This window comes from Janthinobacterium sp. Ant5-2-1, assembly GCF_001445815.1.
In the GTDB taxonomy this organism is placed as follows: domain Bacteria; phylum Pseudomonadota; class Gammaproteobacteria; order Burkholderiales; family Burkholderiaceae_D; genus Janthinobacterium; species Janthinobacterium lividum_E.
Genome location: NZ_LNCE01000013.1, coordinates 42,525 through 56,351, shown reverse-complemented (window position 1 = coordinate 56,351; position 13,827 = coordinate 42,525). Strand labels below are relative to the sequence as shown.

At 61.4% G+C, this 13,827-nt stretch carries 14 protein-coding genes; 6 read left to right on the top strand and 8 right to left on the bottom strand.

Going from position 1 to position 13,827, the window contains the following annotated elements; all coding sequences use genetic code 11:
• The first annotated feature begins 23 nt into the window (after positions 1 to 23).
• A complete protein-coding gene (gene moaC / locus ASN89_RS04660; RefSeq protein ID WP_034746095.1) occupies positions 24 to 530 on the top strand; it encodes a cyclic pyranopterin monophosphate synthase MoaC in 507 nt (168 codons plus the stop codon).
• On the opposite strand, the gene ASN89_RS04655 is transcribed toward moaC, so the two are convergent.
• Positions 531 to 911 carry a DUF6713 family protein gene (locus tag ASN89_RS04655; RefSeq protein WP_058048433.1) on the bottom strand — a complete coding sequence of 127 codons (381 nt, stop codon included), beginning with the start codon at positions 909 to 911 and terminating at the stop codon, positions 531 to 533.
• A 162-nt stretch (positions 912 to 1,073) separates the two neighbouring features.
• Here ASN89_RS04655 and ASN89_RS04650 point away from each other — a divergent pair, with 162 nt between their 5' ends.
• Positions 1,074 to 1,796: a flagellar brake protein gene (locus ASN89_RS04650; protein WP_058048432.1), complete on the top strand. Its 723-nt coding sequence runs from the start codon at positions 1,074 to 1,076 to the stop codon at positions 1,794 to 1,796.
• A gap of 20 nt (positions 1,797 to 1,816) precedes the next feature.
• Here ASN89_RS04650 and ASN89_RS04645 read toward each other — a convergent pair whose 3' ends face one another.
• The 7 genes from ASN89_RS04645 to recA all read right to left on the bottom strand — a co-directional run bounded on the left by ASN89_RS04645 (position 1,817) and on the right by recA (position 8,927).
• Positions 1,817 to 2,365, bottom strand: coding sequence for a pilin (locus tag ASN89_RS04645; protein ID WP_414842502.1), 549 nt, complete (start codon positions 2,363 to 2,365; stop codon positions 1,817 to 1,819).
• A gap of 129 nt (positions 2,366 to 2,494) precedes the next feature.
• A complete protein-coding gene (gene sucD, locus ASN89_RS04640) occupies positions 2,495 to 3,376 on the bottom strand; it encodes a succinate--CoA ligase subunit alpha (RefSeq protein WP_034746085.1) in 882 nt (293 codons plus the stop codon).
• Positions 3,377 to 3,389: 13 nt separating this feature from the next.
• Positions 3,390 to 4,559 (bottom strand): ADP-forming succinate--CoA ligase subunit beta, encoded by a 1,170-nt coding sequence (gene sucC, locus ASN89_RS04635; RefSeq protein WP_046684394.1) that lies wholly within the window; start codon positions 4,557 to 4,559, stop codon positions 3,390 to 3,392.
• Between the two features lie 72 nt (positions 4,560 to 4,631).
• A complete protein-coding gene (locus tag ASN89_RS04630) occupies positions 4,632 to 5,192 on the bottom strand; it encodes a DUF2889 domain-containing protein (RefSeq protein ID WP_046684395.1) in 561 nt (186 codons plus the stop codon).
• 278 nt (positions 5,193 to 5,470) lie between these two features.
• The gene (locus ASN89_RS04625) at positions 5,471 to 7,009 is read right to left on the bottom strand and encodes a class I SAM-dependent methyltransferase (RefSeq protein WP_058048430.1); all 1,539 of its coding nucleotides are present in this window, start codon (positions 7,007 to 7,009) and stop codon (positions 5,471 to 5,473) included.
• 155 nt (positions 7,010 to 7,164) lie between these two features.
• Positions 7,165 to 7,620, bottom strand: a complete 456-nt coding sequence (gene recX / locus ASN89_RS04620) for a recombination regulator RecX (protein ID WP_034746072.1) — start codon at positions 7,618 to 7,620, stop codon at positions 7,165 to 7,167.
• 203 nt (positions 7,621 to 7,823) lie between these two features.
• Positions 7,824 to 8,927 (bottom strand): recombinase RecA, encoded by a 1,104-nt coding sequence (gene recA / locus ASN89_RS04615; RefSeq protein WP_034746069.1) that lies wholly within the window; start codon positions 8,925 to 8,927, stop codon positions 7,824 to 7,826.
• Between the two features lie 255 nt (positions 8,928 to 9,182).
• Here recA and ASN89_RS04610 point away from each other — a divergent pair, with 255 nt between their 5' ends.
• The 4 genes from ASN89_RS04610 to ASN89_RS04595 are packed head-to-tail and all read left to right on the top strand — an operon-like array spanning position 9,183 to position 13,813.
• On the top strand, positions 9,183 to 9,917 hold the full coding sequence (locus tag ASN89_RS04610) for a response regulator transcription factor (protein WP_034746066.1): 735 nt from the start codon (positions 9,183 to 9,185) through the stop codon (positions 9,915 to 9,917).
• Complete coding sequence (locus ASN89_RS04605) at positions 9,914 to 11,461, top strand: sensor histidine kinase (protein ID WP_058048429.1); 1,548 nt, start codon at positions 9,914 to 9,916, stop codon at positions 11,459 to 11,461. Before ASN89_RS04610 ends, ASN89_RS04605 begins: the two co-directional genes overlap by 4 nt.
• Positions 11,454 to 11,768 carry a DUF4212 domain-containing protein gene (locus ASN89_RS04600; protein ID WP_058048428.1) on the top strand — a complete coding sequence of 105 codons (315 nt, stop codon included), beginning with the start codon at positions 11,454 to 11,456 and terminating at the stop codon, positions 11,766 to 11,768. Before ASN89_RS04605 ends, ASN89_RS04600 begins: the two co-directional genes overlap by 8 nt.
• Positions 11,765 to 13,813, top strand: a complete 2,049-nt coding sequence (locus ASN89_RS04595) for a sodium:solute symporter family protein (protein ID WP_058048427.1) — start codon at positions 11,765 to 11,767, stop codon at positions 13,811 to 13,813. Before ASN89_RS04600 ends, ASN89_RS04595 begins: the two co-directional genes overlap by 4 nt.
• Positions 13,814 to 13,827 lie beyond the last annotated feature (14 nt).

Here is a 13,827-nt window from a genome sequence, read left to right as displayed (position 1 = left end):
TTTTTCTCACCTATTTTGACGCCATGACAACAGCAGACAAGCAAGCCCCCGCCGGAGAACTGACCCATTTCGACGCCACGGGCCAGGCCCATATGGTCGACGTGGGCAGCAAGGAAGACACGCGCCGCAGCGCCGTGGCCGCCGGCACCATCCGCATGCAACCGGCCACCCTGGCATTGATCATTTCCGGCAATGCAAAAAAGGGCGACGTGCTGGGCATTGCCCGCATCGCCGCCATCATGGGCGCCAAGCGCACGAGCGACCTGATTCCCCTGTGCCACCCGCTGGCCCTCACGCGCGTCACCGTCGATTTTGAAGTGGATGAAGCGGCCAACAGCGTGCACTGCCGCGCCCAGGTCGACACGACGGGCAAGACGGGCGTGGAAATGGAAGCGCTCACGTCCGTGCAGATCGGCTTGTTGACGATCTACGACATGTGCAAGGCCGTCGACCGGGGCATGGTCATGACGAATGTGCGCGTGCTGGAAAAGCATGGCGGCAAGTCGGGCGACTGGCACGCGGAAGTGTAACTATGCCGCCTGGCGCGCCAGTTGGCCCCGGTCGCGGCGCAAGTCGCGCAGCAGCCACACGCCACTGGCCAGGCACAGCGCGATGATGGCCATGGACAGGGGCAAGTGGAATTGCTCCAGCCCTGCCAGCGCAAATCCGGCATGGATCAGGCAAGTGCCCACGCCCAGCGCGGCGCAGATGCCCGCATACAGGGGCGCCCGCGGAGTGGCCAGCAGCACGTGCCGGTAACCGGCCAGCACCAGGGCAATGGCCGCCAGGTTAAACACGAGAAAACCCTGTACGCCGCCCGGCACATGAAACATTTCCCACTCTTTCCAGTAGGCAGCGTCGATTTGATGCAAGATCAGGAACAACATGGTCCAGAAGTAGCTGCGCGGCATAAGATTTACATTCGTCAATATTGATCCTATTGTAAAGCCTGCACCGAGCACCCGCATGTGCCCATGGCACTTTCGATGCAAAAATGAATTTCATTGATATAAATGCTTTTTCATCAAGAAATCATGCATACTGCGAGTCGTCCATATCCACATGAGCATCGCATGACAAGCAACAAGCCCGCCGCGGAAACCAAGCTCCAGGACTTCGACTTCGAGGCCATGAATCTGCAGGTGGGGGGACGCATCCAGTTCATCACGCACCGCACCATCAAACCCATCCAGCATTTCTCGACCGTCATCGGCTATGTGAAAGACGAGTACCTGATCGTCAAGATTCCCATGGAAAACGGCGCGTCCATCGTGCTCAACGAAGGCGACAAGCTGACCATCCGCGTGTTTTCCGGCGTCACCGTCTGTTCCTTTTCCTGCAGCGTGCTGCGCATCTTCGGCCGCCCGCTCAACTATGTCCACCTGAGCTTTCCCGACGCCATCCAGGGCACCAGCCTGCGCACGGCCATGCGCGTGAAAGTGGAAATTCCGGCACAGCTGAGCTACCGCGACGTGGCGGCCGTGCCCGTGTTCATCGTCAATCTCAGCGTCACGGGCGCGCTGATCGAGGCGCCCAGCATGCTCACGCCCGATGACGAAGGCGTGGCACTGAGCTTTACCCTGCTGGTGCAGCCGAACAAGCACCAGATGCGCGTCAACACGCGCGCCCGCATCCAGAACGTCAGCGTGGGCAAGCCGTCGAACGGCCACGCCGCCGGGGTGGCCGAAATCTATACGTACGGCGTGCAATTCATCGACCTGGAACCGACCCACTACACCTTGCTGCAAAACCTCACCTACGAAGCGCTGATCGCGGACCGGCAAAAAATCGTCTAGACCCAGCTGGCAAGCACCACTTACAGCGTCGATGTCACGACGGGAATATTGTTTTTGGTAATCGCTTCCTTCGCTGCCGGATTCGTCACGGTGGTGCTATTGAACCAGGTCAGGCTGCTGGTACCCGGCTTCATGGTCATCGTCACTGTTTGTCCACCGATACCCGTGCCCAGGTCGGCCGCCAGGGTCAGCACGATATCGCCCTTGCTCACTGTGGCGCTGGCCACTTCGCGCGTGGCACTGAACACGGGGATGGCGCTGGGCACACTCTCGGTGGGCGTGCTGCAGGCGGCCGCCTCGCCGCCATTTTCCTGCACACACAGGGCCACGGCCGTTTTCAAGGGTGCGGCCGCCGCCAGCACATTGCTGACCTTGGCCCGCATCGTATAGTCGCCATACTGGGGAATGGCCACGGCCGCCAGGATGCCGGCGATGGCCACCACGATCATCAGTTCTATCAAGGTAAATCCGCTTTGCGCGCGCATCGTATTCTCCCATTGTGCATTGCTCGTGCCGTGCATGGTGCAAGCGCCATGCCAGCGGCGCGCGCGGGCGGCGGCGGTACGCATGGCAAGAAAAACGACACATTTGGGCGGGTTCGGACCAGCGCCGTCCGCCCAGGGCGGGAATCGGCCTGTCTTGCGGACAAAAAAAAGGAGCCGAAGCTCCTTTTTTGTACTGCGGTGACCAGGCTGGAATTACAGCATGGCTTTCAGCAGACGCGCCATTTCCGACGGGTTTTTGGTCACGGTGATGCCGCAAGCTTCCATGATTTCCAGCTTGGCTTGTGCCGTATCGGCACCGCCCGAGATCAGCGCGCCGGCGTGGCCCATGCGCTTGCCTGGAGGAGCCGTCACGCCAGCGATGAAGCCAACGACCGGTTTTTTCATGTTGTCTTTGATCCAATAAGCCGCGTTGGCTTCGTCCGGACCACCGATTTCGCCGATCATGATGACCGCGTCGGTATCTGGATCATCATTGAACATCTTCATGATGTCGATGTGCTTCAGACCGTTGATCGGGTCGCCGCCGATGCCGACTGCCGACGATTGGCCCAGGCCCAGTGCGGTCAATTGACCCACAGCTTCATAGGTCAGGGTGCCCGAACGGGACACCACGCCGATACGGCCCTTCTTGTGGATGTGACCTGGCATGATGCCGATCTTGATTTCGTCTGGCGTGATCAGGCCTGGGCAGTTAGGGCCCAGCAGCAAGGTTTTGCTGTTGGCTTTGGCCATGCGGTCTTTCAGGGCCATCATGTCACGGACAGGAATGCCTTCGGTGATGCAAATGGCCAGATCCATTTCAGCTTCGACAGCTTCCCAGATCGCCGCTGCCGCGCCTGCTGGCGGCACGTAGATCACGGAAACGTTGGCGCCGGTTTCTTTTTTCGCTTCGGTAACGTTAGCGAAAATAGGAATGCCTTCGAAATCTTCGCCGGCTTTCTTCGGGTTCACGCCTGCCACGAAGGCAGCTTTGCCGTTCGCGTAGTCGCGGCAACCGCGGGTGTGGAACTGGCCGGTCTTGCCGGTGATCCCTTGGGTAACGACTTTGGTATCTTTATTGATCAGAATGGACATGTTGATTCCTTAATTAAGCTTGACCGGCAGCAGCGGCAACGACGCTCTTGGCTGCATCTTCCATGGTGTCGGCTGCGATGATAGGCAGACCGGAATCGGCCAGCATCTTTTTGCCCAGGTCTTCGTTGGTGCCCTTCATGCGCACGACCAGTGGCACGTTCAGCGAGACGGCTTTCACTGCGGCGATGACGCCTTCAGCGATCACGTCGCAACGCATGATGCCGCCGAAAATGTTCACCAGGATAGCTTTCAGGCCTGGGTTTTTCAGCATGATCTTGAACGCTTCGGTGACTTTTTCTGCCGTGGCGCCGCCGCCGACGTCCAGGAAGTTGGCTGGCTCGCCGCCGAACAGCTTGATGGTGTCCATGGTGGCCATGGCCAGGCCGGCGCCGTTCACCAGGCAACCGATGTTGCCGTCGAGCGAGATGTAGGCCAGGTCGAATTTCGACGCTTCGATTTCAGCTGGATCTTCTTCGTCCAGATCGCGCAGGGCGACGATTTCCGGGTGACGGAACAGGGCGTTCGGGTCAAAGTTGAACTTGGCGTCCAGGGCGATGACTTTGCCGCTGCCGGTAACGATCAGCGGGTTGATCTCGGCCAGCGAGCAGTCGGTTTCCCAGTACGCTTTGTACAAGCCTTGCAGGTTGACGCGTGCGTCGGCGATGGAACCGGCAGGCACGCCGATTTTGGCGGCGATGTCGTCTGCCTGGGCATCGGTCAGGCCTACGCCCGGATCGATGGTCACGTGGTGGATCTTCTCCGGGTGGCTCTCGGCCACTTCTTCGATGTCCATGCCGCCTTCGGACGACGCCATCAGGACGATTTTCTGGGTAACGCGGTCGGTGACCAGCGAAACGTACAGTTCTTGTTTGATGTCGGCGCCTTCTTCCACCAGCAGGCGGTTGACTTTCTGGCCTTCGGCGCTGGTCTGATGCGTGATCAGCTGCATGCCCATGATCTGGTCAGCGTATTCCTTGACCTGTTCCATCGATTTTGCCACTTTCACGCCGCCGCCCTTGCCGCGGCCACCTGCGTGGATCTGCGCCTTGACAACCCACACCGGGCCGCCCAGGGTTTCCGCAGCCTTGACGGCTTCTTCGACGGACATGCACGGAATACCGCGTGGTACCGTCACTCCGAATTGCCGGAGGATTTCTTTGGCTTGATACTCATGGATTTTCATGCTGGCTTCCCTTCTGATACTGATGTGTAAAAATACGGTTAGTGGTGCAAAAAAAACAGGTAAGCGCCGGGGTCACGCTTTGGCTACCCAGCGCGGGTAATACTGTGCAACCGCCCCGCCATCGGTGCGCAGGGCGTGGCATTTGTCGAGTTGAAACGGCTTTTCATGCGGCAAATCAGCATTCTCACCGTCGCGGGTCGACCAGACATCGCCGGCAAATGCCTGAACCGTCGCAGTCGGCAAGACTTGCGCCAGTTCGGTCAAATGGGTACAGCCGGCGATTCCCGCCAGGCGCTGTTTCAAGTCGCGGCGGAAATTCTTCAATAAATTCAGACCGATCAAGGCCCGGTAAGCGGGGCCGATGGTATCGCAAAAACCGGGATAGGGCACGGCATCGGAGGCAGCTTCGGCCTCGACAATGGTCAGTTCGCGATCGACGGTAATGCGCAAGTGGAGGTCATGCAGAGGGGCGCCGGCGGGACGGAGGCCGGAGGCCAGGGTCGCGTCATAGCTTTTGATGTCGGTGATATGGGCGTCAATATCCCACAGGCCGTCGTCGCGCACATACGCTTGGACGTCGATAACGCGGGAGTGCCGTAGGGCGCGCCGGGATACGGGAATTGACAGGGGCATAAGACCGATGCCGCTTGCGCGGCCATAATTAGTAAGCAGCCATGTGCATAAAGCACGCCGTTCGCAGCTTCTACGAACAGCAACCGCACCTGCGGCGCCGCAAAAACCCTAAAAGTGTAGCACACAGGGCGCTAGTTGCGCCGCAACATAATTTTTTATTGGTCTGGCCGCCCGCCGCAAATTATTAATGAAAATCGCAAAATGAATGACAAACATTCACAAAATGAATAACCCGGGTACGGGTATGCGGGCACCGGCAAGCTGGCCGGCGCCGCGTCTCAGTCTGTCACTCCCAGTACGCGCAAAATGGGCAAGCTACGCGCAGAGAAATACTGCGCGTGCGCCAGCAGTTCGGCCAGGTTTTCCTCTTCCGTCAACAAGGGCTGCCCGTCCTTCGTCAGCAGCTGCTTCAGGCGCAGCAACACCGGCCATGTCGCGGCCACCCATTCTTGCGGCGTTGAACAACCTTGCAGTTTTGCCCACAGGAACAGCTGTTGTAAATGCGGTACAGCCACGCCGCTGCCCGTCAGGGGAATGGCGAGGATGTTCAAATCGGTTCTTGCCAGTGCCTGTTCCAGCAGGTGCGCATTCAGGCGCGCCGTCTGCGGCCGCGCCACGGCAATGTCGGCCTCGTTCTGCACAGCCAGCACGCTGCCCTTGCTGACCAGCACCAGCATGATCTGCAGCAAGGCAGCCAGGCTGGCTTCGCTGCCCGCCAGTTGCTGCTCCAGCTCGCCTATCGTGTACACGCGATGGTCGGCCATGGCATCGAGCACGGGCGCATACACGCGCTCATCCATATCGGCGTCGCCCAGCACGCCATGCACGCTCAACACCACTTCGTCGCGCGGCACGGCCAGCATCACGCGCACGGCCCGCAAGGCGCTGGCCTGGGCGAACGGCGTCAGCCTGCGCGCGCCCTTGACCCAGTAGTCTTTGCGGAACTGCTCGTTGACGAGGAAGGCGCGCGTCGTCTCGCGGAAGACGGGATCGGGTATCTCGGCCAGGAATTGCTGGTGCTCGGCCGTCAGGTTCAGCATGTCGACCAGAGCGGTATAGGTGGCGGACGCGGCAAACTCGAGCTTGGCTTCGCCCAGCATGGCCGCGACGCTGGAAAAGGCCATCGGCTGCCAGTCGGCATTGAAATACTCATGGGCAAGATAATGTCCATCCATCGCCTTGAGCTTGTCGATGCGGTCGGCCAGGAGCGGGTTGGCCTCCAGGAAGCGCGGTTGCGCGGCGATCATCCTGTCGACGAAATCGATGGCGCCAGCGACTCTGGCCAGCACGCCCTGGCCCGCGGCGCTCATGACACGGCTATGTTCGGCCATCAGGTCGCGCATCGGCATCATGGCGGCCCAGCCTGGCTGCGTGTTGTAACTGATGAAGACAACACCGCCCACTTTCAGCTTGCGCCGCAGGAAGTCGACGATGAGCGCGCGATTGTCCGCCGAGACCCAGCTCCAGATCCCGTGCAGGCAGATAAAGTCGAAATCGGGCAAGTCGTCGCGACAGCAAAACTGCGCGAACGATTCGTCCGTGAACTGCGCGCCGGCGCCGGCCGCGCTGGCCAGCTCCTGCGCAAAGGCGGCCTGGGATGGATTGAAATCATTGCCATGCCAGCGTGTGGAGGACGCCGCCGCATGGATGTTGGCGCTGATGCCCTGGCCAAAGCCCAGCTCGCAAGCCGTGCCGCTGTCCGGCAAGGCAAGCCCGGCAGCCAGCAGGGGCAGCCGCAGGCGCAGAGGATTCAGTTCTTCGTAATAACCATAGGTATAGGCGATTTCGGCCACATAGCCGGCATTCCAGTTGCTCATCTTGCATCCTGTCACGGTCAGTGTTGCTGCGCATCGCACAGCGTTCGAGCGCCAGCATACCCGATCGCGCGGCATCGCCATACGGGAAACAGACGGCGTTTGAAAGCGCAGTTCATGGCGGCACGGCCGTGGCGGCCGGCGTGCCCTGGCCAGCCTTATTCCTCGTCGGGATCCAGCCCCTTCAAGGCCGCTTGCACGGCGCGCTGGGAAAAACCGCGCTGCATCAAGAAACGCATCTGCTTGTTGCGCTGCTCCGCATCCTGCGCTACTTCACCAAATTTGCGGCGCCACACTTCGCAGGCGCGTGCAACTTCGCCTTCGGCCAGGCCCGCCTTGAGTTCCTGCAGCGCCTCGCCACCAATGCCATGACTTTGCAACTCCGCCATGATGCGGCTATTGCCGAAGCGGGCCGAGCGGCGGTGGATCAGCGACTCGGAAAAGCGCTCCTGCGACAGCCAGTTGGCTTGCTCCAGGCTGTCGAGCAAGGCTTCCACGTCATCGCCCTCTTGCGCATGGCGCTGCAGCTTGCGCCGCAATTCCATGCGGCTGTGTTCACGCATCGACAAAAAGCGTAGCGCCCTGCCCTTCAAGCTTAGTTGTACTGCGGCCATACACCCACCTTGTCTTTCATTCCACGATCACGTCACCCAAACACAATCGCCGCCCGGCGCAACAGCGCGGGACGGCGATTATGGTCCTACCTTGCGGCAAGCCATGCGTAGGTCGGATTAGGCCCCTTGGGCCGTAATCCGACAACATTATTGGCGTCTGTGGTGTTGTCGGATTACGCGCGGCTTTGCCGCGCTAATCCGACCTACTCTGGCTTGGCTTCCGCAGCCTTGGCAGCCTTGTCGGCGGCTTTGTCCGCTTTTTCCGGTTTTTCAGCAGCCAGCGGCGGCAGTTCGCGTACGCCCAGCGAAGCGCGGACCTTGTTTTCGATTTCGCGGGCCAGCGCCGGACGCTCTTGCAGGAAGGCGCGGGCGTTGTCCTTGCCCTGGCCGATGCGTTCGCCGTTGTAGCTGTACCACGAACCGGATTTTTCCACGATCTTGGCATCCGAGCCCAGGTCCAGGATTTCGCCTTCGCGCGAAGTGCCTGCGCCGTACAGGATGTCGAAGTGCGCTTCCTTGAACGGTGGCGCGATCTTGTTCTTGACGACCTTGACCTTGGTTTCGTTGCCGATCACTTCATCACCGGACTTGATCGAGCCGGTGCGGCGGATGTCCAGGCGCACGGAAGCGTAGAATTTCAGCGCATTGCCGCCGGTGGTCGTTTCCGGGCTGCCGAACATCACGCCGATCTTCATGCGGATCTGGTTGATGAAGATGACCAGAGTATTGGTGCGGTTGATGGAACCGGTCAGCTTGCGCAGGGCTTGCGACATCAGGCGCGCTTGCAAGCCTGGCAGGGAATCGCCCATGTCGCCTTCGATCTCGGCGCGTGGCGTCAGCGCGGCCACGGAGTCGATGACGACGAGGTCGACGCTGCCCGAACGCACGAGGGCGTCGCAGATTTCCAGCGCCTGCTCGCCCGTATCCGGTTGCGAGATCAGCAATTCATGCAGGTTCACGCCCAGCTTTTGCGCGTAACCGACATCCAGCGCGTGCTCGGCGTCGATAAAGGCGCACGTGCCGCCCAGTTTTTGCATTTCGGCGATGGTTTGCAGGGTCAGCGTGGTTTTACCCGACGATTCCGGACCGTAGATTTCCACCACGCGGCCGCGCGGCAAGCCGCCCACGCCCAGCGCGATATCGAGGCCGAGCGAACCGGTCGACACGACTTGCACTTCTTCGATCGGTGCGCTGGCATCCATGCGCATGACCGAACCTTTGCCAAACTGCTTCTCGATCTGCGCCAGTGCGGCGGCGAGCGCCTTGGCTTTTTCCGATGCGGGTACTACAGCTTTTTTATCGTCCATATGTTCTTTCAGCCGTTCTACAGTTGCGGATTCACGTGACGCATCTACGTGAACCGTGCAGCCTGCGATAGCGCCAGTGGGTTAAATTCTTTACACAGACAGTACTGTATAAAAAAACAGTGATCAATGCAAGCGGAACGTGGATTTGTTTTGAAACAGATCAATACAAGCCTGGATTTTCACAAAAATTCGCCACCTTGCGGAAAATGAAACACAATACAAGCTTCTACCGCCGCAAAGCATAGGAAGTGCACCATGCGTATTTTACTTGCCGAAGATGACAGCGTGCTGGCCGATGGCCTGACCCGCTCGCTGCGCCAGTCCGGTTATGCGATCGACTACGTCAAGACGGGCCAGGAAGCCGATACGGCCCTGTCCACCCAGGAATTCGACTTGCTGATCCTCGACCTGGGCCTGCCGAAAATGTCCGGCCTGGAAGTGCTGCGCCGCCTGCGCGCGCGCGCCTCGCTGCTGCCGGTACTGATCCTGACGGCCGCCGATTCCATCGAACAACGCGTCAATGGCCTCGACCTCGGTGCCGATGATTATATGGCCAAGCCGTTCGCCTTGTCGGAACTGGAGGCAAGAGTGCGCGCCCTGACGCGCCGCGGCGCCGGCGGCGGCGCCACCATCATCAAGCACGGCCCCCTCAGCTATGATCAGGTGGGACGCAGCGCCTACATCAACGACCAGATGCTCGACCTGTCGGCGCGCGAACTGGGCTTGCTGGAAATCCTGCTGGGCCGCACCGGCCGCCTCGTCTCGAAAGAGCAGCTGGTCGACCACCTGTGCGAATGGGGTGAGGAAGTGTCGAACAACGCCATCGAAGTGTATGTCCACCGCCTGCGCAAGAAGATCGAGGTGGGCGGCGTGCGCATCGCCACCGTGCGCGGCCTCGGCTATTGCCTGGAAAAATATTCGGAAGCGGCGCGCCTGAACGCCGAAGCGGGCGAGTCGGCAAGCCCGGCCAGCGGACCCGCGAGCAAGTGAAGGCACGCGAGGCGCCAGCGGACGAACCGGACGACGACGACTGGTTCGAGCCGCCCACCACCGAGCAGGATGACACCATCGAGCATTCGCTGTTCGGCGAAATCCTCGACTGGATGCTGGCGCCCCTGCTGCTGCTGTGGCCGATGAGCATCGCCATCACCTATCTGGTGGCCAAGGGCATCGCCAATCAGCCGTTCGACCATGCGCTGGAAGACAGCGTGACGGTGCTCACGCAGCAGGTCAAGCAGGCCGACGGGGCCATGCTGCGCCGCGCGCCGGACAGGAACCAAAAGAGCAGCAATAATAATGGCCGCGACTTGCTGCGCGGCGACGATGTCGACACCCTGTATTACCTGGTAGTGGGACCGCGCGGCGAATACTTGGCCGGCGACCGCGATTTGCCGCCACCGCAAGACCCCGACAAATACCGCAGCGGCATGGTGCTGTTTCGCAACGACACCATCCACGGCACGCCCGTGCGCGTGGCGTTCAGCTATCTCGATATTGCTTCCGGCAACGACGAGGAACAAAGCCGGGCGCTGGTGCAAGTGGCGGAAACCTTGGAAAAACGCGCCCAACTGGCCAATGAAATCATCAAGGGCGTGATTTTGCCGCAGTTCATCATCCTGCCTGTGATCCTGGCCCTGGTCTGGTTTGCCCTGGCGCGCGGCCTGTCGCCGCTGGCGCAATTGCAGGAACGCATACGCGCCCGGCCGCCCGACGATTTATCGCCCATCGAATCGGGCCAGGTACCCGAGGAAATCACGCCGCTGGTCGGTTCGCTCAACGAGATGCTGGCGCGGCTGTCGCTGTCGATCGACATGCAGAAACGCTTCATCGCCGATGCCGCGCACCAGATGAAGACGCCGCTGGCCGGCATGCGCATGCAATCGGAGCTGGCCTTGCGCCAGACCGACCACGACGAGATCCACCGCTCGCTGCTGCAGCTGGCGAAAAGTTCGGAAGCGGCCACGCGCCTGGTCAACCAGCTGCTGGCCCTGGCGCGCGCGGAAAACCAGCCGCAGGCGGGCACGGCGTTCGAGCCGATCGAGCTGAGCGAACTGGCGCGCGGCGTGGTGCAGGACTGGGTGCAAGCGTCGTTTGCCCAGCATATCGACCTGGGCTTCGAGCAGCCCGCGTATTCGATCATGATTTCCGGCAATGCCATGATGCTGCGCGAGCTGCTGAGCAACCTGATCGACAACGCCCTGCGCTACACGCCGTCGGGCGGCAGCGTCACGGTGCGCGTGCGCAGCACCCTGGAGCTGGCCATCCTGGAAGTGGAAGATACGGGCCCCGGCATTGCGCCGGCCGAGCGGGCGCACGTGTTCGAACGCTTTTACCGCATTCTCGGCAGCAATGTCGACGGTAGCGGCCTGGGCCTGGCCATCGTGCGCGAAATTGCCCAGCAGCATGGCGCCGAAGTCGATATTTTCAACAATCCGCGCGCGCAGTCGCCAAAGCTGCCGGGCACCCTGCTGCGCCTGAGCATCGCCCTGCTGTTGCCGGACGCGCCAGAAGAGGATGACATCACGTATGGATAAGCCGAGCCCACCCCTTGCCCCGGCGCGGCCGTCGCACGCGCCCAGCCCCGAATTGCAGGCGCGCCGCGACATCCACTGGCGCAAGACGCGGCGCCTGACGGCCATCTTGCTGCTGGTCTGGCTGCTGACGGGCTTCCTGACCGTGTTCTATGCGCGCGAGCTGTTGCACCTGAATCTGTTCGGCTGGCCCCTGCCCTTCTATATGGCGGCCCAGGGCGCCTCGCTCGTGTACCTGGCCATCATCGCCTTCTATGCCTGGCGCATGCGCCGCCTGGACCGGGCTTTTCATGCCGAGGAACAAGCATGAGCGGCCACCCTACCTTCTTTGCCCGGCTGAGCCGCTACTACCTGCTGTTTACGGCCGGTTTCGCCGCCTTCCTGCTGGCCTTGTCCGTGCTGGAACAGGAAGGCATGCCGCGCGCGTGGATCGGCTACCTGTTCATGCTCGTCACCATTACCCTGTACGCCACCATCGGCGTCATCAGCCGCACGTCGAACGTCACCGAATACTATGTGGCGGGGCGCAGGGTGCCGGCCATGTTCAACGGCATGGCCACGGCCGCCGACTGGATTTCGGCAGCCAGCTTCATCAGCCTGGCCGGCGGCCTGTACCTGAACGGTTTCGACGGCCTGGCCTTCATCATGGGCTGGACGGGCGGCTATTGCCTGGTGGCGCTATTGATCGCCCCCTACCTGCGCAAGTTCAGCCAGTACACGATTCCCGATTTCCTCGCCGCCCGCTACGGCAGCGGCACCGACAAACGGGGCGCCAGCGTGCGCGTGGTGGCCGTGGCCGCCACCATCATCGTGTCGTTTACCTATGTGGTGGCGCAGATCTACGCCGTCGGCCTGATCGCCTCGCGCTTCACGGGCGTGGATTTTTCCGTCGGCATCTTCCTGGGCCTGGCCAGCATCCTCGTCTGCTCCTTCCTGGGCGGCATGCGCGCCATCACCTGGACGCAGGTGGCGCAATACATCATCATCCTCGTCGCCTTTTTGATTCCCGCCATGTGGCTGTCGGTCAAGCATGCGGACAATCCCGTGCCGCAGATCGCCTACGGCAAGGTACTGACGCAGCTGAGCGCGCGCGAACACGTGCTGGAAACGGACCCGAAAGAAAACGAAGTGCGCACCATCTTCCGCCAGCGCGCGCAAAGCTACCAGGCGCGCATCGACGGCTTGCCCGGCTCCTGGGAGCAAGGCCGCCTGGCGGCCCAGCGCCAGCTCGACAGTTTGCGCCAACGCAATACCTCGCTGTTCGACATCCGCAACGCGGAGCGCTACCTGATCGCGTATCCGAAAAGTCCGGACGAAGCACGCGTGCTGTGGCAAGCGGCGCAGGCGCAGAACCAGAAACGCGCCGAGCCGATCATTCCGCACGCGCAGCCGTTTCCCGCCGCCGACCGCGAGCAATCCGACATCAAGCGCAACAATTTCCTGGCCCTCGTGTTTTGCATGATGCTGGGCACGGCCGCGCTGCCGCACATCCTCATGCGATCGTACACCACGCCTTCCGTGCACGACACGCGCGTGTCCGTCTTCTGGACCCTGTTCTTCATCCTGTTGATCTATCTCACGATTCCCGCGCTGGCCGTGCTGGTCAAGTACGATATCTACTCGGCGCTCGTGGGCACCCAATACGCGAATCTGCCCACCTGGGTGTCGTACTGGGCCAATGTGGACAAGCTCAGTCCCCTGATCAGCATCGTCGACGTCAACCGCGACGGCATCGTGCAACTGGCGGAAATTTCCATCGACGCCGACGTGCTCGTTCTGGCCACGCCCGAGATCGCCGGCCTGCCCTACGTGATTTCCGGCCTGGTGGCGGCCGGCGGCCTGGCCGCCGCCCTGTCGACAGCCGATGGCTTGCTGCTGGCCATCTCGAACGCCCTGTCGCACGACATCTATTACAAGGTGGTCGATCCCAGCGCCTCGACGCAAAAGCGCGTGACGATTTCAAAATTGCTGCTGCTGGCCGTGGCTTTCATCGCCGCCTATGCGGCCTCGCAAAAGCCGGCCGATATTTTGTCGCTGGTGGGCGTGGCCTTTTCCCTGGCCGCCTCGACCCTGTTCCCGCCGCTGGTGCTGGGCGTGTTCTGGCAACGCGCCAACTACCAGGGCGCGCTGGCCGGCATGCTGACGGGCTTTGGCGTGTGCCTGTACTACATGCTGCATACAAGCACCATGCTGGGTGGCAATGCCAGCGGCCAATGGTTTCATATTGCACCGATTTCCGCCGGCATCTTCGGCGTGCCGGCCGGCCTGGCCGCCGCTATTCTGGTCAGCTGGCTGACGCCGGCGCCGGGACGCCGCAGCATGGGGCTCGTCGAACATATCCGGGCGCCGGAGTGAGCGTCCATCTCAAT